The organism is Holophaga foetida DSM 6591 (assembly GCF_000242615.2).
GTDB classification, from domain to species: domain Bacteria; phylum Acidobacteriota; class Holophagae; order Holophagales; family Holophagaceae; genus Holophaga; species Holophaga foetida.
Genome location: NZ_KI912268.1, coordinates 1091789 through 1115361 on the forward strand (window position 1 = coordinate 1091789; position 23573 = coordinate 1115361).

20 protein-coding genes are annotated in these 23573 nt (G+C 63.9%); 10 read left to right on the forward strand and 10 right to left on the reverse strand.

The window, feature by feature from the left end; genetic code table 11:
* Positions 1-17: 17 nt before the first annotated feature.
* Positions 18-2315 (reverse strand): hybrid sensor histidine kinase/response regulator, encoded by a 2298-nt coding sequence (locus HOLFODRAFT_RS22630; protein ID WP_052572463.1) that lies wholly within the window; start codon positions 2313-2315, stop codon positions 18-20.
* Positions 2316-2451: 136 nt separating this feature from the next.
* Here HOLFODRAFT_RS22630 and HOLFODRAFT_RS0204705 point away from each other — a divergent pair, with 136 nt between their 5' ends.
* Positions 2452-3159, forward strand: a complete 708-nt coding sequence (locus HOLFODRAFT_RS0204705) for a 16S rRNA (uracil(1498)-N(3))-methyltransferase (protein ID WP_005034193.1) — start codon at positions 2452-2454, stop codon at positions 3157-3159.
* A gap of 156 nt (positions 3160-3315) precedes the next feature.
* Here HOLFODRAFT_RS0204705 and purN read toward each other — a convergent pair whose 3' ends face one another.
* Both purN and HOLFODRAFT_RS0204715 read right to left on the reverse strand, forming a co-directional pair.
* Positions 3316-3894: a phosphoribosylglycinamide formyltransferase gene (gene purN / locus HOLFODRAFT_RS0204710; RefSeq protein WP_005034192.1), complete on the reverse strand. Its 579-nt coding sequence runs from the start codon at positions 3892-3894 to the stop codon at positions 3316-3318.
* A 28-nt stretch (positions 3895-3922) separates the two neighbouring features.
* Positions 3923-4240: a hypothetical protein gene (locus HOLFODRAFT_RS0204715; RefSeq protein WP_148300361.1), complete on the reverse strand. Its 318-nt coding sequence runs from the start codon at positions 4238-4240 to the stop codon at positions 3923-3925.
* Between the two features lie 85 nt (positions 4241-4325).
* Between HOLFODRAFT_RS0204715 and HOLFODRAFT_RS0204720 the strand changes: the two genes are divergently transcribed.
* The gene (locus HOLFODRAFT_RS0204720) at positions 4326-5024 is read left to right on the forward strand and encodes a tetratricopeptide repeat protein (RefSeq protein ID WP_005034188.1); all 699 of its coding nucleotides are present in this window, start codon (positions 4326-4328) and stop codon (positions 5022-5024) included.
* 254 nt (positions 5025-5278) lie between these two features.
* Here HOLFODRAFT_RS0204720 and uvrC read toward each other — a convergent pair whose 3' ends face one another.
* Both uvrC and HOLFODRAFT_RS0204735 read right to left on the reverse strand, forming a co-directional pair.
* On the reverse strand, positions 5279-7102 hold the full coding sequence (gene uvrC / locus HOLFODRAFT_RS19400) for an excinuclease ABC subunit UvrC (RefSeq protein WP_005034184.1): 1824 nt from the start codon (positions 7100-7102) through the stop codon (positions 5279-5281).
* Positions 7099-8151: an FUSC family protein gene (locus tag HOLFODRAFT_RS0204735; protein WP_026939051.1), complete on the reverse strand. Its 1053-nt coding sequence runs from the start codon at positions 8149-8151 to the stop codon at positions 7099-7101. Before HOLFODRAFT_RS0204735 ends, uvrC begins: the two co-directional genes overlap by 4 nt.
* A gap of 50 nt (positions 8152-8201) precedes the next feature.
* Here HOLFODRAFT_RS0204735 and HOLFODRAFT_RS19405 point away from each other — a divergent pair, with 50 nt between their 5' ends.
* Together HOLFODRAFT_RS19405 and HOLFODRAFT_RS0204745 are read left to right on the forward strand one after the other, a co-directional pair.
* Complete coding sequence (locus HOLFODRAFT_RS19405; RefSeq protein WP_158412918.1) at positions 8202-8597, forward strand: YraN family protein; 396 nt, start codon at positions 8202-8204, stop codon at positions 8595-8597.
* Positions 8598-8719: 122 nt separating this feature from the next.
* Entirely contained in the window at positions 8720-9079 is a 360-nt protein-coding gene (locus tag HOLFODRAFT_RS0204745; protein WP_005034178.1) for a hypothetical protein, read from the forward strand.
* Position 9080: 1 nt separating this feature from the next.
* On the opposite strand, the gene HOLFODRAFT_RS0204750 is transcribed toward HOLFODRAFT_RS0204745, so the two are convergent.
* Positions 9081-10010, reverse strand: coding sequence for a bifunctional methionine sulfoxide reductase B/A protein (locus HOLFODRAFT_RS0204750; protein WP_026939052.1), 930 nt, complete (start codon positions 10008-10010; stop codon positions 9081-9083).
* Between the two features lie 280 nt (positions 10011-10290).
* Here HOLFODRAFT_RS0204750 and guaB point away from each other — a divergent pair, with 280 nt between their 5' ends.
* Positions 10291-11751: an IMP dehydrogenase gene (guaB, locus tag HOLFODRAFT_RS0204755; protein WP_005034173.1), complete on the forward strand. Its 1461-nt coding sequence runs from the start codon at positions 10291-10293 to the stop codon at positions 11749-11751.
* Positions 11752-11896: 145 nt separating this feature from the next.
* Here the strand turns inward: guaB and HOLFODRAFT_RS0204760 are convergent, their stop codons facing one another.
* From HOLFODRAFT_RS0204760 to HOLFODRAFT_RS22635, 3 genes are all read right to left on the reverse strand, one after another.
* The gene (locus tag HOLFODRAFT_RS0204760; protein WP_005034170.1) at positions 11897-12658 is read right to left on the reverse strand and encodes a cyclic nucleotide-binding domain-containing protein; all 762 of its coding nucleotides are present in this window, start codon (positions 12656-12658) and stop codon (positions 11897-11899) included.
* A gap of 177 nt (positions 12659-12835) precedes the next feature.
* Positions 12836-13786, reverse strand: a complete 951-nt coding sequence (locus tag HOLFODRAFT_RS0204765) for a diacylglycerol/lipid kinase family protein (RefSeq protein ID WP_005034168.1) — start codon at positions 13784-13786, stop codon at positions 12836-12838.
* Positions 13783-14652, reverse strand: a complete 870-nt coding sequence (locus HOLFODRAFT_RS22635) for an RluA family pseudouridine synthase (protein WP_084053328.1) — start codon at positions 14650-14652, stop codon at positions 13783-13785. Before HOLFODRAFT_RS22635 ends, HOLFODRAFT_RS0204765 begins: the two co-directional genes overlap by 4 nt.
* 398 nt (positions 14653-15050) lie before the next feature.
* On the opposite strand from HOLFODRAFT_RS22635, the gene HOLFODRAFT_RS19415 reads away from it, so the two are divergent.
* A complete protein-coding gene (locus HOLFODRAFT_RS19415; protein WP_052572465.1) occupies positions 15051-18368 on the forward strand; it encodes a collagen-like protein in 3318 nt (1105 codons plus the stop codon).
* A 30-nt stretch (positions 18369-18398) separates the two neighbouring features.
* Positions 18399-19358: a hypothetical protein gene (locus HOLFODRAFT_RS19420; RefSeq protein WP_005034153.1), complete on the forward strand. Its 960-nt coding sequence runs from the start codon at positions 18399-18401 to the stop codon at positions 19356-19358.
* Positions 19359-19713: 355 nt separating this feature from the next.
* On the opposite strand, the gene HOLFODRAFT_RS0204785 is transcribed toward HOLFODRAFT_RS19420, so the two are convergent.
* Positions 19714-20937, reverse strand: a complete 1224-nt coding sequence (locus tag HOLFODRAFT_RS0204785; protein WP_005034151.1) for an L-lactate MFS transporter — start codon at positions 20935-20937, stop codon at positions 19714-19716.
* Positions 20938-21098: 161 nt separating this feature from the next.
* On the opposite strand from HOLFODRAFT_RS0204785, the gene HOLFODRAFT_RS0204790 reads away from it, so the two are divergent.
* From HOLFODRAFT_RS0204790 to HOLFODRAFT_RS0204800, 3 genes are all read left to right on the forward strand, one after another.
* Positions 21099-22088, forward strand: coding sequence for a GAF domain-containing protein (locus HOLFODRAFT_RS0204790; RefSeq protein WP_158412919.1), 990 nt, complete (start codon positions 21099-21101; stop codon positions 22086-22088).
* Between the two features lie 86 nt (positions 22089-22174).
* Positions 22175-22726 carry a SiaB family protein kinase gene (locus HOLFODRAFT_RS0204795; RefSeq protein WP_005034148.1) on the forward strand — a complete coding sequence of 184 codons (552 nt, stop codon included), beginning with the start codon at positions 22175-22177 and terminating at the stop codon, positions 22724-22726.
* A 14-nt stretch (positions 22727-22740) separates the two neighbouring features.
* Positions 22741-23121, forward strand: a complete 381-nt coding sequence (locus HOLFODRAFT_RS0204800; protein WP_005034146.1) for a DUF1987 domain-containing protein — start codon at positions 22741-22743, stop codon at positions 23119-23121.
* The last annotated feature ends 452 nt before the right edge of the window (positions 23122-23573 follow it).

A 23573-nucleotide genomic window follows, 5' to 3' on the forward strand; every position in this document is an offset into this window, starting at 1 on the left:
GTTTAGCAAGACGAGTGTCAGGGAAACACGGGAGGTTCCCCTGCCTTCAGCAAGAACAGACGGGACAGGGACTGGCTCAGTTCCAGAAGGTAGTAGGGTTTCTGGAGGAATCCCACGGCCCCTTCCTCGAGGAGGATCTGGGCCTCTCCCTCGACACTGAAGCCCGAGGACAGGAGCACCTGAGCTGCCGGGTTGATCCTGCGAAGCAGGCGGAAGGTATCCTTGCCGCTGAGGCGGGGCATCACCATGTCCAGGATGACGAGATCAATGCCCTTCCAGTGGTGCTGGTAGTATTCCACGGCCTCCTGCCCATCCCGTACCAGGGTGGCGGAGTACCCGAGTTGCTGGAGCATCTCCAGGAGCATCTCGCCCACCATCGGCTCGTCCTCGACCACCAGGATCGTCCGGCGATCCGAGGCATAGAGCAGGGCATCCTCGGCAACCGCGGCCTCATCCTCGGCCTCATCCAGGGGCAGGTAGAGGGTGAAGCTGGAGCCCATGCCCACCTCGCTGAGCACCTCGATGGCCCCGCGATGGTGCTTGACGATGCCGTAGACCGAGGCCAGGCCGAGCCCTGTGCCCTTGCCCATCTCCTTGGTGGTGAAGAAGGGATCGAAAATCCGTTTCTGGGTCTCCCGATCCATGCCCACACCACTGTCGCTGACAGAGAGTTCCAGGAACTTCCCCGGCGTGAGCTGGTAGGGGAGGGTGGCGCAGTAGTCTTCATCAAGGTTCTTCAGATCCGTCTGGATGAAAAGCTCCCCCCCCTCCGGCATGGCATCCCGGGCATTGAGGGCCAGATTCATGAGGGCGTTCTGGATCTGAGTTGGATCCCCCATGATCTTGGCAGGAGAGGCCTTCAGCACCGTCCGGAGGCGGATGCGACGATCGATGCTGTGCTCCAGGATCTGAAGGACCTCGCCGACGATCTCGTGGACATCCACCGGTACCGTGAGGTATTTCCCCTTCCGGGCGAAGGCGAGGAGCTGCTTCGTGAGTTCTGCGGATCGCTGGCTGGACTTGAGGATATTGGTGGCGTAGCGGCAGAAGGGAGAGTCCTTAAGCCGTTCCTGGAGCATTTCCGCAAAGCCCATGATGGCGCTGAGGTGGTTGTTGAAATCGTGGGCGACCCCCCCGGCGAGTTGGCCGATGGCCTCCATCTTCTCGGCCTGCACCAGGCGCTCCTGGAGGTTCCGCTTTTCCTCCCGGGTGCGCTTCTGCTCCGAGAGGTCCACCAGGATGCCCCTCAAGCCTTCCACCTGCCCATTCCGAAGGATGGGAGCCGAATGGACCACCACGGGGAAGGTGCTCCCATCCTTGCGGATGGCGGTGTATTCGTGGCCAGAAACCCCACCCCCCAGCACCTCCAGGAAATCCTGGACGGCCTGGGAGCGATCCGGAATCGCCAGCACCGAGGTGGCGACCTTGCCCAGGAGCTCCTCCTCGGGATACCCGGAAACCTGGGCCCCGCAATGATTCACATAGGTGAAGAACCCGTTGCGATCCGTTTCGAAGACCGTCTGGGGAAGCCGTCCGGCCAGCTCATGAAACCGCTCTACGCTCTCCTGGAGTTCCGTTTCCCGGCACTTCTGCTCAGTCAGATCCTGGATGACACCGAAGACCCTTCCATGACGACCATCCGGATGGGGCACCCACTGGGCACGGCTGTGCACCTGACGCTGCGACCCGTCCCTGCGCATCAGGCGATACTCCAGATCCTGGGATCCCCCCTGGGGCAGGAAAGTCCGCCACTCCAGGAAACGCTGCCGGTCCTCCGGGTGCACGGACGCCAGAGCCTCCTCAAGGGACATGGGCCCTTCGGCAGGCTCACGCTGGACGAGTTCGTAGAGGCTTTCGGACCAGGCGTGGTCCCCCATCCCGGGATAGAACTCGAAACAGCCGAGACCCACCAGTTTCTGAGCCTCAGCCAGCAGGGCCCGGCTCCGATGGAGTTCCTCCTCCGAGATCTTCCGTGCCGTGATATCCCAGGACAGCGCAAGGATCCGAGGAGCGTCCCCGGTCGGCAGGGGAACCCAGTTCGTCAGGAGCCAGCGCCAATCGCCATTCCGATGGCGCACCCGGTATTCCTGCACCGCCACCATGGCGCGGCCCTGCAGGGTGCAGGGAGAAGGCGCCCCATCCCCGACCCAGCCCAGGGTCGGCAGATCCTCGGGGTGGACCCGGTTGAGGAGCACCTCCAGGCCCCCTTCCATGATCTCGGCGGAGGAATACCCAATAAGCCGACCATAATCCGCCTCCACCCACTCGCAGGCTCGGGTGCTCCGGTCGAAGAGGAGCGCAGCCCCCTTCGACACGACATGACACGCTTCCAGGAGCGCCTCAGAGTCTATTGCGGGATGATTGATCAACTGGAAACTCACTGTCGGTCGGGAAGGAGGGCAGACCATACTGTAAACCCAGTTTTCAAAGCCTCCTACACGGAAATCCACCATGAATCTGCTTCTCCTGTTCGACACGGACTTTCTGAGCCCCACCCGCGCTCGCCTCAGCGGGCGGCGCATGGAGCACGTCCGGAATATCCATCGATTGAAGACAGGGGATGACCTGAAGGTGGGCCTTCTGGGAGGCCAGTGCGGAAGTGGTCGGATCCTGCAAATGGACGAGGGTTTCTTGGAACTGGAGGTTGCCCTGGACACCCCCCCACCCCCTAAACTCCCCCTGACCCTCATCCTCGCCCTGCCCCGCCCCAAGGTTCTCAACCGGGTCCTGGCCTCGGCCACCAGCCTCGGTGTGGCGAGAATCGTCCTCGTGAATGCGTGGAAGGTGGAGAAGAGCTACTGGAAGAGCCCCCGGATGGAGGAAGAGAACCTTCGCCACCAGCGTATCCTGGGCCTGGAACAGGCCCGGGATACGATCCTGCCGGAGTTGCTCACCCGGCGGCTCCTGCGCCCCTTCGTCGAGGACGAACTCCCAAGCCTGGCCCAGGGCACCTTACCCCTCATGGCCCACCCCGGCTCTGGAACGCCCTGCCCCAGGGCAGTGGAAGCCCCGGTGACCCTGGCCATCGGACCCGAAGGCGGCTTCCTGCCCCAGGAGGTGGAACTCTTTGGCCGGGCCGGCTTCCAGGCCGTGGAACTGGGACCGAGGATCCTGCGGGTCGAGACCGCCGTGGCGGCGCTGGTGTCGAGACTGTTCTGAAGCCGTGAAGGAAAAGGAAAAGGGCCAACGCAGAGGGCGCGGAGAAGAAAAAAGAAAGGGCGCAGAGGAAAAGTGGTAACCGATCCCGATTATCGGCCAGCCTTTCCTCCGCGCCCTCTCTTTTAGAATTCTGCGCCCTCTGCGTTGGCTCCTTTGTCAGAGTGTGCGAAGGAACGCCGCCAACGCCTCGGGATAGAGCCGCATCTCCTGTTCGTAGACCCGCTTCTGGAGAGTCTCCGGGGTGTCACCGGGCAGTACCGGCACGGTCTGGACGGCGAGGTGTCGGCCGTGGTCGTATTCGTTGTCCACAAGATGGATGGTCACGGCCGACTCGGAAGCCCCGGCAGCGATCACGGCTTGGTGGACCTTCATGCCGAACATCCCGGCACCTCCGAAACGCGGCAGGGGGCCTGGGTGGATGTTCAGGATCCGCCCTTCCCATCGGGGAGGCACCACCAGCTTCTTCAGCCAACCGCACAGGGCTATGACCTCCGCCCCAGCCTGCTCCGCCCGCTGAAAGCAGGCCTCGGAGTAAGCCGCGTCATCCGCGAAGGCGCTCCGCTCAAGGACCGCCACTTCCAGATCCTGGGCCCTCAGGCGCTCCACGCCCCCGGCCTTGGCACTGGAAGCAATCCCCAGCACAGGCTTGCCGGGAATGCGCCCCTCGCGGCAGGCTGTCAGCAGGTTCAGGGCGTTGCCGCCGGTCCCGGAGATGAAAAAGGCAAGGCGACGCATGTGACTCCCACAACACAGGCCCTACAGGTTAACCCAGGAAGGCCTGAGCCTCCTGCCCCGTGCGGCGGCGGAAGTCCTCCTCCAGGCTGGGCACCCCGGAACTGGGCTCATCCAGGTAGAGCGTCTCCAGGCGGTGCATGGGGATGAAGCGGGTGGACAGGGAGACTTGATCCGACTCCCCTCGGCGCACCAGTGAAAGAATCTCCTCCCAGGGATGCAGGTCCACCCCGCGGATAGCCACCCCAGCCCCCTCAAGCCCAAGCAGGCGCCCCCAGACCCGCTCCCGGGGCTCCCGGAGCACCACCACCACAAGCTGGCCAGACTGGAAAGGGAGAGAGATGGACATGAACGGCTCCAGAAAGATGTCATTCATGGTACTCGGCATTCCAGTCCATAAGGGTTATGCTGAAGGTCCAGATCAGGAAAAAAACATGAGCGAACAGCCTGCGACCGGACCGATGCCTGTGACCCCCCAAGGGCCACCTCCCCCTGAAGACCCTATCGACCAGACGGTCCGTCTTCAGGCCGGAGAACCCACCCGCCCCGAATCCAACAAGACAGTCATGATGGGATCCGCAGCCAGCACCCATCCCTTCCCCCAGGAAGGACCGATTCCCGAGGCGCCCCACCCCTCAGCCTCCACCCAGGATCTCCCGGTGCTGTTCCCCGACCCCACCAAGACAGTGACCCTGGGGCACCTTCCGGAAATCCCCATGGCTGATCGCCTTGCTGCGCCAGCACCGGCGCCTGTCACCCCCAAACGCTCCGGCCTCTGGGCCGGTGTCCTGGTGGGAGCCGGTGTCGCCGTCATCATCCTGGCCGCTGCGGGCTTCTTCGGCTACCGCGCAGGCTGGTTCGGAGAACGCCCTGCCCCTCCGTCCTATGCGGATGGGGCACCGGAGGAGGGCACCAAAGCCCAGACCACCCCCGCCATCCAGCCCTACCTGGAACGGGCCGCCGCCGGGGACGCCACCGCCATGCAGATGCTTGGCTACTTCTATTACTACGGCCTGAACGTCCCCCAGAACCGGAAGGAGGGCCTCCGCTGGTACCACAAGGCCGCCGACGCCGGCAGCGTCAGTGCCCAGAAGGAACTGGCGAACCTGGAAGGGAAGTCGGGGCAGCAGTAGGCAGCAACCCACGGAAGAAAGGCGCCGGCGGAACAAGGCCGGTGCCTTTCTTCGTTTACCTGGGAATCCCGTCTGCCAACTCCCCGGACCTGACCAAGGAGCTGGTGAACGCCATCATCGAGTCCCTGGATGCCCACACCCTATTCGAAGCTGGTCCAGGCGGGGCTGAAGGACATCCTGGTGAACCATGCGGGGCTGTGGGAGAGCCTACGGGAAGAGGCGGCCTGGGTGGGATAGGAACGGCGTGGGAAGAATCAGCCCTCAACGCTGGCGCCCTGCCCGCCCCTCCACGCCTCGATCTTTTTCGCCGCAGCAGCCCCGACTGCTGCGGTGATTTTTTCCATCTCCGCTTCCCGGACGGCCTGGACACTGCCGAAGGCCTGTAGCAGTTTCTTCGCAGTGGCCTCGCCCACACCAGGGATCTGGGTCAATTCGGTCTGGAGGGTGCGCTTGGCCCGCAGGGCGCGGTGGTAGGTGATGGCGAAGCGGTGGGCCTCGTCCCGGATGCGCTGGAGGAGCTGAAGGACGGGGCTCGATTTCGGGATGCGCAGGGGCTCCGAAGCCCCGGGCCGATAGACAAGCTCCTCCTTCTTGGCCAGGGAGGCCCGTTCCTGCTGGTCCAGACCCAGAGCCAGCAATGCGGCCTCGGCGGCGTGGAGCTGACCCAGGCCCCCATCGATGAGGAGCAGGTCCGGCATCTCCTTCCCCTCCCGCTGGAGCCTGGAAAAGCGGCGGGTGATGGCCTCGTGCATGTTGGCGAAGTCATCGTTCTGCTCATTGGTCATTTTGAAACGGCGGTAGGCCTGGCGATCCGGAACGCCATCGGTGAAGACCACGCAGGAGGCCACCACCTCCCGGCCCTGACCGTGGCTGATGTCGAAGCACTCGATGCGCCGTGGCAGGTGAGCCAGCCCCAGAAAGGCCTGGAGCCCCTCCAGCACCGCCTGGTTGAGCCGGGCAGGTTCGAACTTGCGCTCCAGAGCCAGACGGGCGTTCTCCTGGGCCATCTGGAGCAGCTCCACCTTGTCGCCCCGCTGGGGCACGTGCAGGAAGGGCTTGGAACCCCGCATGGATCCCAGCCAATCCCTCAGTAGATCCGCATTCTCCGGTTCCAACTCCACCAGGATGCGGGCGGGCACGGAATCCTCGGTGTAGACCCGCTGGAGCACTTCGGCCAGCACAACGCCATCGAAGGCCTCCACCTCCTCCAGAACATATTCGTGGCGTCCCACCATGCGCCCAGCCCGCATCACCAGCCGGTGGACGCAGGCCCTTCCGTCCAGTACGGCGCTGCCGTATAGATCCGTATCCTCCTGGTCCACCGTGGCGGCCTTCTGCTTGGTGAACCAGGCGTCGAGCTGCTGGAGACTGTCCCGATAGCGGGCCGCCAGCTCGAAGGCGCTATGCTCCGCAGCCTGCCACATGGCTGCTTCCAGGCGGGACTTCAGTTCGTCCCGCTTGCCCTCCAGGAAGAGGCGAGCCTCCTTGGCCTGTTCCCGGTAAGCCTCTTCAGAGACTGCGCCGATGCAGGGCCCCGTGCAGCGGTGGACCTGGAACTTCATGCAGGCCCGTCCACGCTTGCCATCGATGTCGATATCGCAGTCCCGGATCTGGAAGAAGCGATAGACCAGTTCGGCGGTCCGGTAGGCGGTGCTGGCGGGGAAGAAGGGACCGAAGTAGAGGGAGCCATCCTTCTTCACCTTCCGGGTCACAAAGACCTGGGGAAAGGCGTTCCGCCAAGTGAGCTTGACGTAAGGGTAGGTCTTGTCGTCCCTGAGGAGGATATTGAAGGGCGGCGTGTGCTCCTTGATGAGGTTGTTTTCCAGGACCAGGGCCTCCAGCTCCGTCTCGCAGACGATGAGCTCAAGATCCCAGATCCTGGCAACCAGGCGGCGGGTCTTGGCGTCATGGTGCTTGTTCTGGAAGTAGCTCTTGACCCGGTTGCGCAGCACCTTGGCCTTGCCCACGTAGAGCAGGTTCCCAGCTTCGTCCCGGTAGAGATAGACCCCGGGGCGGATGGGGAGATCCCCCAGCTTGCGGGCCAGGGTCGGACTGCGGTCCAGGTTCGAGCGGCTCACGCTGATTCCAGACGGCGCATGGCCCGCTCCAGGCCGTGGCAGGCGGCGATGACCCCCACGAGGTGGAAGACTTCCTGCACGGGGTAGGCCTGGGTGCCCTGATCCCCTCGCACCTTGGCGTAGGCCCCATCCAGTCGATGGCGGGCATCTCCGAGGAACCACAGGGCCACCTGGAAATCCCGCCCCACCCCGAAGGCCTTTCCGCAGTCGTCCAGACGACCAGCCATCTCCTTCAGTTCGTCCCTGAGAAGGTGCTGGACCCTGTCGTCCCCAGCCTGAAGCACCAGCTCCTTCAGGGAGTGGCAGTGCTCGACCATGGCGTGGACCGCCTCCATCTGGGCCATGAAGTGCGCCCTGGGAGCCTCCCGCTCCTCCGGTTCCGCCGCCAGAGCGTTCAGAAGCCCGGCATGGACGGCGTGGGCCTCCAAAAGCTCCTGGAGGCTGGGCTCGGCTGGGGGCTCCGCCCCCAGGACATAGGCCCTCAACCAACCTGCGGCCTGAACCCCCGCCAGGGACACATCCTGTCGTAGCCGCGCCGTCAGACGCTCCGCAGGGCGCTCGGGCCACAGAACCCAGTCCAGAAGGAGGGCCACGGCGCAGCCCACGAGGACGTTCTCTCCCCGGCTGAAAGAGGTATTGAGGGTCATGCCCAGCGCGTGGGGGCCCGAAACCGCACTGATGGGAAAGAGGGTCGTGAGGGCCCCCACCCTGGCAGCGCCCTTGAGGCCAATCCCCTGGCAGACCAGGATGGCCACGGCAACGCCCACCCCCGCCGCCAGGAGCGTATGTCCCAGGAGAGCGGCCGTCCCCACACCGACCCCCAACCCCACCACGGTCCCCCCCATGCGGGATAGCCCGGCCGCAAGGCTGCCCCCGGGACTGCCGGTGCTGACGATGAGGGCCGAGATGCCTGCCCAGTAGAAGGCCTGCAACCCCAGGAGCCGGGCGGCAACCATAGCGGCAACCGAGACGACGGCCAGTCGCGCGCCCAGGCGAACATCCCGCCATCCCACCCACGGAAACCTCATCGCCCCGGTATTCATGCCCATATTCTCGATTCTATCCACCAAAGCCCAGGGACGCGTTTACAATGACAAGCATGAACGGACAATCAAAAAACCGCCGTGCCACCCTGGCCAGGCGCTATGGACGCCTGGCGGAGCGGGCAACCCTCTGGCTGTTGTGGCTCCGTGGATGGGATCTGGTGGCCTCCAACCTGAAGCTCGGCAAGAGCGAACTGGATCTGCTCGTGACCCGGGGGGAGGAACTGCGCCTTCTGGAGGTCAAGGCCCGCAGACAGGGGGCCTGGGTGGCTGCGGACACGGCCCTTTCTTACCCCCAGCGACTTCGCCTCCAGGGCGGGCTGCGGAACTACCTCGACCGCGTCCCCTGGCCGGGCGCGATCAGCTTCCAGCGGGTGAGCTGGACGGGTTGGCGGTGGCGCTTCCATCCCTGCGAACGCTGGGATGCATTGAGAATCAAGCCCATGACGTAATGGACTCCCCAATCAAGATGTCGTGACAACCAAAGTAATTACTGCTACCCTACGGGCACCACCCAAACCAAATCAGCCCACCCATACCATCTGGCTCTGGGCCCATCCCCGTGGAGGAAGCCATGTCCGACCGCATCCAGATCATTGTCCACAAAGGTCATAAGATCCTTTCTGTGGACAACTCGAACCTCAAGCCTGCCGAAATCGTGGCCAACTTCCCCATCATCACAAAGATGAGCTTGGACAATAAGCTCCTCCTCACAGTGATGGATGTGACCAACACGACCACCGATGACAGCATCAAGAAGGCCGCCGGGGAATCCCATGCCCAGATCGAGGCGGTGCTCGGCCAGACGTACACGGCCATCCTGGGCATCCGTGGCATCCAGAAGATCCTGGCCAACGCCATGCATAAGGGCCAGTGCTTCGCCGAAACCCGGGGAGAGGCCCTGGATTGGCTGGTGGAGCAGGTGTCCAAGTAGTTCAGTCCCTCACCCAGTGGCAGGTATAGCCATTGGGGTGTTTCTGCAGATAGTCCTGGTGATAATCCTCGGCCCCGTAGAACGCACCCGCGGGTGCAAGCACTGTCACCAGGGGTTTCTTCCACTTCCCGCTGCGCTCGACCTCGGCCCGCACCCGCTCGGCAACCTTCCGCTGCTCCTCCCCGTAGGTGAAGATGGCGCTGCGGTACTGACTGCCGATATCGTTGCCCTGGCGGTCCAGGGTCGTGGGGTCGTGCATCCGGAAGAAGAACCTGAGGATGGCCTCGTAGCTGGTGACCCTGGGATTGAAGCGGATCTCGACAGACTCGGCGTGCCCAGTCCGTCCGGTCTTTACATCCTCGTAGCGGGGTGAGGGGAAGCTGCCCCCCGTGTAGCCGACCCGCGTCAAAATCACGCCCGGTTGCTGGCGGATCAGCTCCTGCATCCCCCAGAAGCAGCCCCCAGCCAGGGTGGCCACCTCGGAACCATCCCCCCTGCCAAAGAGCCCGAGAAAGGCCCCGTATCCCTCCCGCTCCAGATCATCCAGGGGCACAAAGCGAAGGGAGGCGCTGTTGATGCAGTAGCGCAGTCCCGTGGGCCCCGGGCCGTCGGTGAATAGATGTCCCAGGTGGGAGTCGGCCCCGGGAGAGCGCACCTCGATGCGCACCATGCCATAGCCCAGGTCCCGCCTTTCGGTAAGGGGCACCCCCGGAAGGGCTTGGGTAAAGCTGGGCCATCCACATCCGGCATCGAACTTGTCCCTGGAGCTGAAGAGCGGCCTGCCGTCCACCACATCCACGTAAAGGCCTTCCCGCTTTTCGTTCCAGTATTCATTCTCGAAGGGCGGCTCGGTGCCATTCTGCTGGGTGACATGGAACTGCCTGGGGCTGAGCCTGGATTTCAGCGCAGAGTGGTCAATGGGGGATGTCATGGAACCCTCGTTCAGGGGTGGATGTGTCCGGCCATCCGAATAGACCAGTCCCAGGAAAATCAGACCTGCCAGCAACAGCACAGCGAATAACCGGGAAGGAAGCACGGATACGCCTCGTATGCACCTTTGGATGCGGGAAGAGGGCAGGCTGTTCAAGCGTCACATTCCAGGGAAAAGGCCCCTCATGTCCCCCCTCCGCCCCTGGCATCAAATGGCCCGGCATGTAATCATGGCTTGCAAGGTTCCGCATATGCGGAGCCCGGTTTTTTCCGAGGAACACATGCTGACCTTGCCCCTTGTTCAGGCCCTGACCTTCGACGACGTACTCCTGGTCCCCGGACCTTCGGAGGTTCATCCGAATCAGGTTGATCTGGCGACCCGCGTGACCCGGAACGTCAACTTGACCATCCCCATCCTTTCCGCTGCCATGGACACCGTGACCGAAGGGCGTCTGGCCATCGCACTGGCCCAGCAGGGCGGCATGGGCATCATCCACAAGAACCTGAGCATCGAGCGCCAGGCCGAGGAAGTGGACAAGGTGAAGCGCTCCGAGAGCGGCATGATCACCAACCCCATCACCATCCGGCCCGACGCGCCGATCCATGAGGCCGAGGCCCTGATGGCCAAGTTCAAGATCAGCGGTGTGCCGGTGGTCGAGAACAGCAAACTGGTGGGCATCCTCACCAATCGTGATCTGCGCTTTGAGACCAACCTCGACCTCCTGGTGAGCGAGCGCATGACCCGTCAACCCCTGGTGACCGTGCCCGTGGGCACCACCCTGGAGCAGGCCAAGGTCAAGCTCCAGCAGCACCGGGTGGAGAAGCTCCTGGTGGTGGATGACAACGGCGCCCTTCGCGGCCTGATCACCGTCAAGGACATCGAGAAGTCCATCAACTACCCCAACGCCGCCAAGGATGCCATGGGCCGCCTCCGTGTCGGCGCCGCCCTCGGCGTCGGCAAGGACATGCTGGATCGGGCCAAGGCCCTGGTCGACGCCAAGGTGGACGTGCTCTGCCTCGACAGCAGCCACGGCCACAGCAAGGGCGTGATCGACGGGTTGCGCAAGCTGCGGGAGGCCTTCCCCGAGGTGGGCATCATCGCTGGCAACGTCGCCACCTACCAGGGCGCCAAGGACCTGATCCTGGCGGGCGCCAGCGCCGTCAAGGTCGGCATCGGCCCCGGCTCCATCTGCACCACCCGCATCGTCACCGGGGCCGGCATGCCCCAGATCACCGCCGTCTCCGAGGCCTCCCGGGCCTGCCGTGAGCATGGCGTGCCCTGCATCGCCGACGGCGGCATCAAGTTCTCCGGCGACGTGGCCAAGGCCATTGCGGCGGGTGCTGACGTGGTCATGATCGGCGGCCTGCTGGCAGGCACCGAAGAGGCCCCCGGCGAGACCATCTTCTATCAGGGCCGCACCTTCAAGTCCTACCGCGGCATGGGCTCCATCGGAGCCATGAAGGAGGGCTCCAAGGACCGCTACTTCCAGGAAGGCAAGGACGACACCAAGCTGGTGCCCGAGGGCATCGAAGGCCAGGTGCCCTACAAGGGCCGGGTGGCGGACCTGGTGACCCAGCTCATGGGCGGCCTGCGCGCCGGCATCGGCCTGGTGGGCGGCGCCAGCATCCCCGACTTCCAGCAGAAGGCCACCTTCGTCCAGATCACCAGCCCCGGGCTGCGGGAGAGCCATGCCCACGATGTGATGATCACCAAGGAAGCCCCCAACTACCGCATGGATTGAGGGCTGGGGCTCTAAAAGAGTCAACGCAGAGGGCACGGAGTTTTAAAAGAGAGGGCACAGAGAAAAGCGGAACCGACCCTGCTTTTCTCTGTGCCCTTCCGCTTGCGGTTCTCACCAGGAAAAGGGGGAGCCCTTCAGCTCCGCTTTATCCGAGCCGCGAGGCCAGTTCCGGGTAGCAGCGGATCAGCGTATCGGCGTGTTCCCGGTCCACGGATACGAGGATGCTGTCGGTGACGGCGATGGCTGAAGCCTGGTGGAGCTGCCTTCTGAAGTAGGCATCCGGCTCCAGGAAACCCGAGCAGTCATCCTCCGCCTCCCGGAGGGTCCGGTGCTCTCCCCGGCACAGCTCCACCTGCCCCGCCACCACCTGCAGGACATACGGCGCTTCATCCCCCTCGGAAAAGAGGAGTTCTCCCGCCGAGACCATCCGTTTGGTGCTCACCAGGGCGAAACGGCCCTGGAAGGCCCGGATGGAGTCGTTGGCCTCCTTGAGGCGCCGCGCGAACTGTTGGCAAATCACCTTGGTGAGCGTGGGAAAGCACCCGATGATCACATCGATGTGGGCGGGCTTGAGCCTGAGGGCATAGGTGACGCCGCAACTCCGCACCGAAGCCGTGCGTCTAAGATCTCCGAAATAGGCCATTTCCCCGACGACTGCCACCCGCTGGGGGTCGCAGATCACCGAAGCGAGGATCACCGAGCGCGCCCCAGAGATCAAGGGCGGCTGTTCCACCGAATACACGCCCTTCAGCACGATGAAGAGGTCCTGATCAGATTCATCCTGGCGGATCAGGTACTCCCCATCGCCATATCGCAGGGGCTCCACATCACCACAGAGATTCAGAAGTTGGTGCAGTTCAGAGGATTCGTCCTCTCCCAGCACGGCGATATCGAAGATTTCAGACACAACTCCCCTTGCTTGATATGATTTAAACATAAACCAAGGTAAACAGACACCTTGCGTCAATTATTGACGCACATTCGAAAGAGATCAACCAACCATGTTTGCATTCAGGTTCCCGCCGAAGAGTGGGAATCGACCCGACGAACGGCAACCCGACCCCTCCCAACGGGGGCATGCGCTTCACCAGGGGCAGCTCGAAGTGACCTGCATCCGGAAGGCCCGCCGCTCCAGAGTCAGCTCGGCCCGGTCCCGGGCCGGGGCGGCCTCGCCGTCCAGATGCCAAAACGTAGAACGCTCCAGGCGCAAGGTGGCTCTCAGCAGGCGCCCCTCCTGGCGGAGGCTGGTCCGGCCCCCTTCCCGGAAGAACTGGGGCACCTCGGAGAGCAGGTCAAAGACAGAGGGACGCTTGAGGCGGGCCCACTGCAGGATGCCGTCCGTAGGATCGGCCCCTGGGGCGATCCAGAAGCCTGAACCGAACTGGGGGAGGTTGGCGAAGCAGAGGCTCCAGGCGCGGTCAGGCAGCGAAGGCTCAGCTCCCCGCCAGGCCGCCCTCAAGCGATCCAGGGACCGGCCCGGCTCCTGCGATTCCGGCTGGGAGGCCTCCCACTGGAATTCCGTTTCCGGGTAGTCCCGCCACAGCCTCAGACAAAGCTTGGCGTAGTTGGTGAAGCCCCGCCCTTCCACCGCCTCGAAGGCATGGGCCACAGCAGCCTCGAAGCCGGTGCCGCAGAGATTCAGGAAGGGCACTCCGTCCAGCCTGGGCAGATCCATGACCAGTTCCCGGCCCTGCAGAAGGTTCATCACGGCCCCTGCAGGCTCCAGGGGCGTCCGGAGCCCCCGGACCAGCCCGTTGCCAGACCCCCCGGGAATGGCAGCCAGGGGCACCGGACAACCGGCCGCCACCAGGGCGCGGCCCGCATGGTGGAGCGTCCCATCCCCCCCCCAGACCAGGAGAGGGCCCCCCGCAGCCTGAGCCTGGGCGATGAGGGGCCCAAAGTCCCAGGGAGGCCCGAAGGGCGCGGGCTCGATGCGCTCCCGCAACTCCGGAGAAAGCCGGGACATCAGCGCGTCGGGATCCTTCCCGCGTGGGCCGGATCTGGGGTTGTAGACCAGGGGGAGCTTGGGACTCACGCCTTCTCCAGGAAGCGCGCGGGTTCCGCCACCAGTTCCAGGGACTGGCCAGTCACGGGATGGTTCAGCACCAGCTTCCAGGCGTGGAGCCAGAGCTGCTCCGAGGAGGCCCCGCCGTAGAGGCCATCTCCGACCACGGGAGCCCCGAGGGAAGCCAGATGGACCCGGATCTGGTGGGTGCGCCCAGTCCTGGGCTCCGCCACCACCCAATATCCCGGTGTGAGACCGGCGACTTCTTGGGGCGCGGCAGGGCGGAGAAGCGTCTGGGAGGGCTTGGGTTCCAGGAGATCCCCCTCACACCCGAAGCGGGCGGGCTTGGCCAGCCGCAACCGTCCGATGGGACGATCGACCTCCACCGCTTCCACGGGCCTGTCCACGCGGGCCAGGTACACCTTCCGCAAGGTCCGCTCCTGGAAGTGCCGCCCCAGATCCCCGGCCTTGTCCTTGGCCAGCACCAGCACACCACTGGTGCCCTGGTCCAGGCGATGGCAGAGGATGAGCTTCTGCCCCGGTCTCTGGCGGCCCAGAAGGGCCAGGAGGTCGTGCCTGTCCGAGGCCTGGGTTCCCTGTGTCGGCATCCCGGCGGGCTTGTTGACCACCAGCAGCCATTCGTCCTCGTAAACCACCGGGACTTCAAAGTCCGGCAGAGCCCCCAGGGAATCGTCCACGGCCACCCGAACTTCCACTCCGGGAGCGACGGTGCGGCTGGCCACCCGCACGCGCTTCTGGGCCACCTGGACGCCGCCCAGCTTGAGCACCTCCCGGGCATGGCGCCGACTGAGCCCCGTGCACACCGAGACCAACTGATCCAGCCTCAGCCCGGCCTGGGCGGGTTCCACAATGAACTTCCAGTTCTGCATAGCCATGCCCCCAGGTTAGCGCAGAGGGCCATCTGGGACTCGGCCAAGTCAGTTCACTTCCGGGGCGTAAAGGAAGAGGATTCCCCCAAATCGCAGCGACAACGCCCTACATTTTGGGCCTAAACCATTTTTGATTAATAACCATAAAGCCTTCAAAACCCAAAAAGCCCCGCGAATCAGACGGGTAGCACCTCAAAACAATCAAGCCTATCTCATGATAAAAAAGATGCCACACATGAAAATTACGGCTTGTAAATAATTTAAATAAACCCAATATTGATGCGCCACAAATCCGAAAACCAGGCATTGCGGTTCTTCAACCGCAGGAAAGGAGTCATATGCCAAGCAAGCGCGCACCACAAAAAACCCAGGCCAACACTGCGGCCCCCGCCGCAGGAAGAAAGGTGACCCTCACATCGAAAACCGCTCGCCGCATCGTGCGGGGTACCGACTTCCTGAACCCGGATTCAGCCATTTCCAAGACCGCGGTCCTGGATGCCCGGGTCAAGGCCGCTACAAGGTTCCACCTCGAACTCACGGAAGCCCGGAAACACCTTTTGCAAATCGGGGAACTTCTCAAGCCCAAGAACCTCCCGGCCCATCTCATAGGAAGACTCCTCCATCCCGACGGCAGCAGTTCGGCCCGGGTCCAGATCAATGTCACCCTCGGGGCCTGGGACCACCGGAGTATCATCACCAACAACGAAGGCGCCTTTGACCTTCCCCTCCCAGCTTCCCAGGGCTTCCCCAAGGACGGACTGGTCCTAGAAATCCGGGGGGCCAACACCGCCCTCAGCCTCACCCTCGCCCAAAAGGATGTGGCCACCAACGGACTGGTGGGGGACTTGGTAATCAAGCATGTCCTGACCCCTCTGCCCCTCAGCATCGTGGCCCAGCTGGAGGCCATCCTCCCTGCTGGATCCAGTCCGAGTGGCGCCGAGAGTGCTTCCTCCGGAGAGGCCGCCACCCAACCCACCGTGGGCATGGGCGAGGAGGGTGCCAACCTCGTCTACAGACCCAATACCTCCGTGGACCGTTTCCCCTATTCCATATTCATCCGGCTCGTGGAACCCCGCACCAGCATCGTCACTCCTGCCCTCAAGTTCGGGAAAGAAACCTTCACGCTGGTGGCGGACTACTATCCCCTCTCCGAGAACAACGATGTCAACGTGACCTACGTGGACCGAGTGCCTGTGGACCAGCCGATCAGCGTGGACGGGTTCCGCGACCAGCTGATCGGTGTGGGGGACGACAACACCGTCGGGTCCTATGAGACCGTGGCCATGGCCGGAACGCTGGGACTGGGCTACCTCGTCCACATGGCCCAGCAGTGGACGCCCAAGGGCCTCTGCCTGGGGAACCTGGTCTATTCCCTGCCCCTTGCCCCGGGAGAGCAGCAGAAGGTGGCCATCTTCGAGCGCCGGGACACGAGTTACGTCACGGAATCCGAAAGCCTGTCGGTCGAAGAATCCGCCTCATTCAGCCAGGACACGGACGCCTCCACCGCAGCCACCTTCGATTCCGCCTTCAGCGAAGTGGAATCCGGGGGCAGCAACTTCTCCAGCAAATCCAAGTCGGGCGGGGGAGGCTGGAGCATCATCATCGCCAGCGGTGGAGGCGGCAGCTCCTCATCCAGCGGCAGTTCCTCCAGCTGGCTCCAAGGACAGCGGGACTATGCCTCCCGGGCCGCCGAGAACGTCCATACCAGCGTCGAACGGGCCGCTTCGGACCGACGACGCGCCACGCGCACAGGCATGCGGCTGGCGGCGTCCTCCGAGTCCATGGATGTCACCACCCGGGTCATCACCAACCACAACCACACCCGGGCCCTGACCCTGCAGTACTGGGAGGTCCAGCGCCTCTACGAGATCTCCTCCAATGTCGAGGGGGTGAGCCTGGTCTGCCTAGTCCCCCTGGAGGTGGTGCGCTTCCTGGCTGCGGGCCAGACCCTGCACCTGGCCTCCACCACGCCGGTGGATACCCGCTCAGAGATCCTGGAACGCTATCGCCAGATCCTCAAGCACGCTGACATCCTCGAACAGCGACTGCCCCGGGCCTTACGTTACGGCCTCACCCTATTGCGCCAGTTCGCCGCCGACCCCACCGCCACCTTTTCGGTCGCTGGCGGGGCCGCCGAGGACGTCATCCATATCCAGCTCAAGGGGAGTTTCCTGCCCTTCGAGGAGATATACGTCTCAGCCGTCACCAAGCGCGGCACCCGCCTGGGTCCAGTGCGCCTGACCGGGACAGTGGACGCGATCCCCGACGTCATGGGCGACTACGAGCATTCCTTCGCCACGGAGGATGCCCTGGTGGGCGAACTGAGGCGACGTCGAGCCGAAGGCCGGTACACCCTCCAGGGGGACATGGCCGTGCCACCCACCCTGGCCCGCAACGAGATCGTCGGCTTCGAGGTGACACGCCGATTCCGGCAGTTCGACTACGACCTGGTCAACCCCGCAGCCCAGTCCCTGGTCTTCCTGAACGCCATCTTCGGGGCCCAGTTCGCCATGCCGGACAATCCACCCGACCATCTGGTGGCAGGCACGGTCCATCTCACGCCCCAGAAACTGGAATCGATTCTGGGAGGCCCCTTGGCCTGGGAATTCGACGCCAAGATCAAGGCCCTTGGGGGAAGCGGGGAAGAGACCTACGTAAGCGGCTACATCTCCAGTTCCTCTCCCCAGATTCTCCCGCCCAACGCCTACCCCATCCCTGCCCTCCAGCTCGCCCCGGTGCTCCGCTACTCGCAGCTCCTGGAAATCGAGCGGATGCTCCAGCATGTGGTCCAGAACACCGTGCTCTACTCCAAGGCCGTATGGCAGTCCGTCACCCCAGAGGAGCGGGCCATCATGCTGGAAGGCTTCACCATCGGCGTTCCCGAGGGTGGCATCCAGGACGAAACCCAGACGGTCCCCCTCCTCAACTGTGTGGAAAACAGGGTTCTGGGCTTCTTCGGAAACTCCATGATCATGCCCTTCTTCATCCCCAAGCAGGTCACTGATTCAATGGACTTCGACAACGCTCAGGTGCAAGGCACCTTGATGGAGTTCCACAAGCGGAGCTTCACGCCCAAGAAGTCCGTCGTCGCCCTTCCAACCCGAGGCGTCCTGGGCGAAGCGGTGCTGGGCAGCTGCCCCTCGGCCGAGAAGATCGACCTCACGCGGTTCTGGAACTGGGCCGACAGCCCCTCGGACACCGCCCCCGAAATCTCGGCGGTCACCATGCCCACCACCCAGGCCTCCCTCACCAGCGGACTCCAGGCCCCCAGCGCCCTCACGGGTCTCACCCCGCTCATCAACAATATCAACGCCACGCCCACCATCCCCGGTTCCGACGGGGCGCTCCTCCAGGCCCTGGCCAAGGAGGCCTCGGCCCAGAGGGGCTTCGACACCAGCCTCACGGGCTCTGAACAGCTTGCCAAGCTCATCCTGGGCGACCAGAGCAATGCCAACAGCGCCCGGGCCGATGCCCTCAAGACCACCCGGGACCTCAGCGCCCAGACCATCGCCACCGCGGGCAACCTCATCGGCGGCAAGATGGGCAATCCGACCGCAGGCTCCACCGCCGCCAGCGCCGTATACGGAACCAAGAGCGACGCCTCGCCAAGCGGAAGCGCCGCCGCCAAGCCAGCCACGGGCGCGACGGGTGCCAGCGGTGCAACCGGTGCGACAGGCGCCAGCGGTGCTACAGGTGCCAGCGGCGCCACGGGCGGACACTAGTGAGCCAGCCACATCCCAACAGGAGTCGATATGAGCGATGAAACAACCAGCACCACCCTCACCGAGGAAGGAACCCTCCAGGCCCTGATGGGCATCATCCAGCAGGTCGGAAGCCAGGAGGCCTGGGATGCCCAGAACATCCTCATGCGCCGTCTGGCCCTCCAGGGCGACGTGGTGGGCTCCCGGGTCCCAGCCCCCAGGAACATTTCGGAGATCGGTGGCTACATCAACCTCCTCAGCGAGCTGGGACAGGGCGAGATGCGTTCCCAGACACTGGCGGGCATCCTGGGCGTAGCGGGACCCAATCCGCCCCTCGGATGGTCCACAAGCAGGCCGGCCCTGCACATGGTCTCCGTGCCCAACGACCGTCCCGAAGGGGCAGCTCAGCCCATGACGCCCCTCACCGTAGCAGTCCGAAGCGATTTCCTGGCCGGTCTCCAGGCCGCCCAAGACTACCTCCATGCAAGGGGATGCGCTTTGCCCCTCCTTTCGGCTTATGCCGGACTACCCTCCACCGTGCCGACGACCCCCCTGCCCTGCTTGGGCAGGGGTCTGGCCCTCGTCCCCGCCGCAGCCCTCGCGGATCCGGCCACCGATCCCCTGGCCCTGGCCCGCCCATCGGGCAGCACCGGAGCCTACGGCATCGTGGCCCGGGTCCTGAGCCCCGGCAGCGTGGCCGTACCCCCAGCGGACTGGGAGGTATTGAAGGCCGATGCCGCATCCTGTTCGCCCCAGACGGTGGCCGGAGCCTTCTACGTGCCTTTGGCCCCGGTCCTGGCCACAGCTGGCTTCTACTCGCCTATCCCGCTGCCTCTTCCAGCCTCGAACCAGGACATCGCCTGGACCCGCTTGGCCAACGTCACCAGTCTGGTGCCGGGGGTCACCCTCCTGGGGGACGAATTGGCCCGCATCTACACCGCCTCGGAAATCTCCGGCAGCATCTTTGCCGACAAGCTGAGCTGGGTGTGGAACGGAAACGCATTCGCATAGGAAGAGCGCTCACGCGGAGTCGCGGAGAAGCGGAGGAAAGCAAGCCCATTGATGGCTCTTCTCCGCGCCCTCCCCGCCTCCGCGTGAACAGCTAGTGTGGTGTCCCGTTGAAATGCGAACCATTCAAAGCGGCTCTGACAGCACACTTGGCAGGGGTTTGGGGGCACGGCAGTGCCCCCAAGGGGGTGACAGAAAAGCACGCACCGCGTGCTTTTCGCCAAAGGGGCCATGCCCCGATGGAAGTGTGGCGGCCCCCCAAGGGGGTGGTCCCAGTTATTCAGGGCCACCACACTAGTTCCGGACTTCCCATCCAAGGGATCTCAGCGAGAAATCAAGGAAATCCCATAGGAAAGAACTACTTTGATGCGGTTTCCACCTTGGGCGCGCGCAGGAACCAGGCCAGGATGGCGGCGGCCACAAGCATCACACCGCAGATCAGATAGGCCTTGTCGTAGGACCCGAAGAGGTCCCGCACCCTTCCTCCCAGGAGGGAACCGAACACACCCGCCACGCCGAACCCCGTGAACACCAGGCCGTAATTCACGCCCATGTTGCGCAGGCCGTAGTAGTCGGCGGTGATGGCCGGCATCAGGGTGAAGACCGTGCCGTAGCAAAGCCCCAGGAGGGAGGTTCCCAGAGCGAGGCTCATGGGATCCGTATAGCGCGCGAAGAAGAACAGGTTGATGGCCTGTGCACCGAAGGCGATCAGCATCGTGGTCGTGCGTCCGAGGCGGTCGGACACAGCGCCGCTGATGAAGCGCCCCAGGGTGTTGAAGACCGCCAGGAGCATCACGAGCACGAAGCCGGCCTCCCAGTGGGCCTGCCCCTTGGCGATGATCGGAGCGTTCGCAATGATCATCAGGCCAGCCGAGGCCGTGAGCACATACATCAGCCAGAGCAGATAGAACTGGGGAGTGCGCAGCATCTCGTGCCACTCCACATCCGGGCGCTGGGGAAGGTTCCGGGCAGGCCCGGAAGCGGCACCCGCAGGCACGAAACCCTTGGGGGGATCGGTGAGGAACTGGGCCAGGATGAGGATGATCACGGCAGAGCCGATTCCGAGGATCAGGAAGGTCGTGGGAATCGAGGTCTTCGCCAGCAGGAACTGGGTCAGGGGCGACATGAAGACCGCCGCCAGGCCCACGCCGCTGACCACGATGCCCGTGATGAGGCCCTTGCGTGCCGGGGGGAACCACTTCACTGCCGCAGGCGTGGTGGCGGAGTAGGCCAGACCGATGCCCGCCCCCCCCACCAGACCGAAGCTCAGCAGGATGAGCATGGGGGAGGTGGAGAAAGAAGAGGCGGCAATCCCCAGGCCAAAGAGCAGGCCCCCGAGGGAGGCCACACGGCGGGGTCCAAGCTTGTCCTGCGCCCGACCGGCGAACACCATCATGATGGCGAAGGAGGCGGTGGAAATCGCAAAGGGCATGGCCGCCTGGGTCTTCGTCCAGTGCCATTGCATGGCCAGGGCCTTCCCCATCACACCCCAGGCGTAGAGGGTACCCAGCAGGAGATTCACACCGAGTCCTGCAAGGACGACAACCCATCCACGAACGGATGGCTTCTGCGAGTCGGACATTATGGCTCTCCCTGGGAGCTGGACGCGGAGCGTCGGTGGGGGGGGTCGAAATGCAGAAACCAGCGTATCGCGAACCACAGCCAGCCGTCTGTCTCCAAATAGGCGCGGAACTGTCAGCCCGGGATCCGCGATCCGATGGATGATGGTAGTGGATGGTAATGATGCTAGATGAATCCAACTCCCTGCAAGAAATCCTGGCGTACTTCGCTGATGGAAGCCCAGACCCCGGCCATCTCTTCCAGGAGGGGCTCGCCCTGCTCGTGCGGTATACCGGAGTCGACCGGGCCATGCTGGCGGCCAAGACCCCCTATGGCCTGGAAACCCTTTACTGGGCCACCCCGGAGGGAGTCACAGCCCCGGATTACAGTCCCATGCCCGCCACGTCCTACTGCCAGGCAGCCCTTGGCGCTTCTTCTCCCCGGCTGGTCATCCAGGACGCGACCCAGGACCCGGCCTGGCTGGCTCACCCCGCCCACCAGGAATTGGGCATCCGCGCCTATCTGGGGCTTCCCGTCGGACGCCACCCCCTGGGCGTCCTCTCCCTGCAATCAGCCAGCCCCAGGGAATTTCAGCCCATGGAGGTCCTCCTGGCGGAAGGGATCGCCTCCCTGTTTGCACGAATCCTTGAAGTGGAGCAGTCCCGGGAGGAGCTGCGCCGCAAGGACGAGGTCCTGGCCCTCCACAACGCCGTAGCCGACGACCACGCCCTTGAGCATCCCAAGACCCAGCTCCCCACCCGCCGCTACCTTGATATCTGGGTCCGGGCGAACCTTTCCAGGGCACGGAGATCCAGTGAAAAGATCGGCGTGGCAATCTTCGAGAGCCGTCGGATCCCCGGGGAGGCCCAGGCCTTGGAGAGCCTGACCCAGCACCTGCGGGGGGAGGACCTCCTAGTGGACCTGGGCAACCACCACATCCTCCTGGCGGCGCCCGGCTCCAACCACCAGCTCCTGGAGGGCCTGATGAAGCGGGTCCGCACCCTGCTGGGAACGCCCGTACCCATGGGTGCGACCCTCTGCGATCCGGAGACAGACCTGGAAGGGGACCGCCCCAGCCTTGATCCCGCCATCGAAAGGGCGCACCAAGCCCTCATGGAGGGCCTCGGGGGGGCACCGGATTCCATCGTCTGGCGGATGCGGCAGAAGACTTGAGGAGGATGTTACACGGGAGGCACGAGCTGGGTACGGGATCCGCCTAGCCTGGGAGAGTCAGGCTCGCCGCCTCCTGGAGTGTCCCAATGCTCGCTGCCAATCACTACCGGATGAAAACCGAGAACAACCAGCAGGGGACCATTTTCTCTTTCAACGGTTTCATCTCGGAAGGCATCCTCTTCGCGCTTGGGGATGCGCTGAAGAAGAAACTCTCCATCGAAGAAACCGATGTCAGCACCATGAAGCGGGTCTTTTCCGTGTTCGTGGAACAGGCCCAGAACATCATCCGATACTCCGCCGAAACCCTGGTCCAGGACGGCCAGGAAGCCAACCGCATCAGCTCCGGACTCCTCTCCGTCGGAAATGAGAACGGCCGATTCTTCGTAATCTGCGGCAATGTCATGAACCGCGAGAACGCCTCGCCGCTCCAGCAGCGCCTGGAGAAGATCCGGAATCTCGACCAGGCAGGCATCAAGGCCTACTACATGGAACGGATCAGGGACCCGGAGGAATCCTCCAGCAAGGGAGCCAATCTGGGGCTCATCGAGATCGCCCGTCGTTCCAGCGAGCCCATCCAATTCGATTTCCTGGATATTGACGAATCGACCACCTTTTATTGCATGAAAGCATTCATCTGACAGCGGAGCTTCCCATGGAAAACAAGTTCATCCCTGCCGGAGAGCGCTCCCCCGAAGTCGATTTCCGCTACGACCAGAACCACCTCGCCATGAGGGGGGAGGCCTACCCCGAGGATGCAGCCGCCTTCTTCGGCCCCCTCCTGAAGGATCTGGCCGCCTACTGCGAGACGATCCAGGGTCAGGAGCTGTTGATAGCCTTCCAGATGGCCTACTTCAACACCAGCAGCGCCAAGGCCCTGATGAACATGGTCCAGATACTGGAATCCGCCGCCCGTTCCGGCACAAAGGTGGCCATCCGCTGGCTCTTCACAGAAGACGATGATGTGATCCGTGAATTCGGAGAGGACTTCTCCATGGAGTTAGAGCATGTCCGTTTCCAGCTCGTTCAGGTCTGAACAGGACTTCGACCTCTTCGACCATGAGAAGGGGGTGGTCCAGAGAGCCATCCATTCCCTGGACAAACAGTGAGCATTTCGTCGGTGGGGCGTGGGCGAGGCTGCCTCAGGTAGACGGAGCCCCCACCGATGAAATGCGGTGTTGAACAAGCCCGGAGCGGCGGGGGAGTTGGGCGAGGGCTATGGGGAAATCGCGCCTGCTGATCCACTTTTGGGGACGCCAGGTCCCCTGTCGCCCAGGGATTGCTGACTGCTGAGCCCGACAGTCCCGGCAGGGGCTTGGACCGAGTTGGCGTCATAGCAGGGCTTCGCCGTCCCGCCGTGGTGGAGGTCGTGGTGCAGGTGATGGATAGCTGAGAGGCTGACAGTCATGGCATCACCGCCGGGGGTGCCCTGGAGGCTTCACTCATCAGCGGTCGCCAGAGGATCAGACCACCACAATGAGGGCAGCG

What these genes read in the sequence shown, in the direction of transcription:
- HOLFODRAFT_RS0204705 (WP_005034193.1), top strand. Translation starts at nt 2,452, where the DNA reads ATGAATCTGCTTCTCCTGTTCGACACGGACTTTCTGAGCCCCACCCGC.
- purN (WP_005034192.1), bottom strand. Translation starts at nt 3,894, where the DNA reads ATGCGTCGCCTTGCCTTTTTCATCTCCGGGACCGGCGGCAACGCCCTG.
- HOLFODRAFT_RS0204715 (WP_148300361.1), bottom strand. Translation starts at nt 4,240, where the DNA reads ATGTCCATCTCTCTCCCTTTCCAGTCTGGCCAGCTTGTGGTGGTGGTG.
- HOLFODRAFT_RS0204720 (WP_005034188.1), top strand. Translation starts at nt 4,326, where the DNA reads ATGAGCGAACAGCCTGCGACCGGACCGATGCCTGTGACCCCCCAAGGG.
- HOLFODRAFT_RS0204735 (WP_026939051.1), bottom strand. Translation starts at nt 8,151, where the DNA reads ATGGGCATGAATACCGGGGCGATGAGGTTTCCGTGGGTGGGATGGCGG.
- HOLFODRAFT_RS19405 (WP_158412918.1), top strand. Translation starts at nt 8,202, where the DNA reads ATGAACGGACAATCAAAAAACCGCCGTGCCACCCTGGCCAGGCGCTAT.
- HOLFODRAFT_RS0204745 (WP_005034178.1), top strand. Translation starts at nt 8,720, where the DNA reads ATGTCCGACCGCATCCAGATCATTGTCCACAAAGGTCATAAGATCCTT.
- HOLFODRAFT_RS0204750 (WP_026939052.1), bottom strand. Translation starts at nt 10,010, where the DNA reads ATGACATCCCCCATTGACCACTCTGCGCTGAAATCCAGGCTCAGCCCC.
- guaB (WP_005034173.1), top strand. Translation starts at nt 10,291, where the DNA reads ATGCTGACCTTGCCCCTTGTTCAGGCCCTGACCTTCGACGACGTACTC.
- HOLFODRAFT_RS22635 (WP_084053328.1), bottom strand. Translation starts at nt 14,652, where the DNA reads ATGGCTATGCAGAACTGGAAGTTCATTGTGGAACCCGCCCAGGCCGGG.
- HOLFODRAFT_RS19420 (WP_005034153.1), top strand. Translation starts at nt 18,399, where the DNA reads ATGAGCGATGAAACAACCAGCACCACCCTCACCGAGGAAGGAACCCTC.
- HOLFODRAFT_RS0204785 (WP_005034151.1), bottom strand. Translation starts at nt 20,937, where the DNA reads ATGTCCGACTCGCAGAAGCCATCCGTTCGTGGATGGGTTGTCGTCCTT.
- HOLFODRAFT_RS0204790 (WP_158412919.1), top strand. Translation starts at nt 21,099, where the DNA reads ATGCTAGATGAATCCAACTCCCTGCAAGAAATCCTGGCGTACTTCGCT.
- HOLFODRAFT_RS0204795 (WP_005034148.1), top strand. Translation starts at nt 22,175, where the DNA reads ATGCTCGCTGCCAATCACTACCGGATGAAAACCGAGAACAACCAGCAG.
- HOLFODRAFT_RS0204800 (WP_005034146.1), top strand. Translation starts at nt 22,741, where the DNA reads ATGGAAAACAAGTTCATCCCTGCCGGAGAGCGCTCCCCCGAAGTCGAT.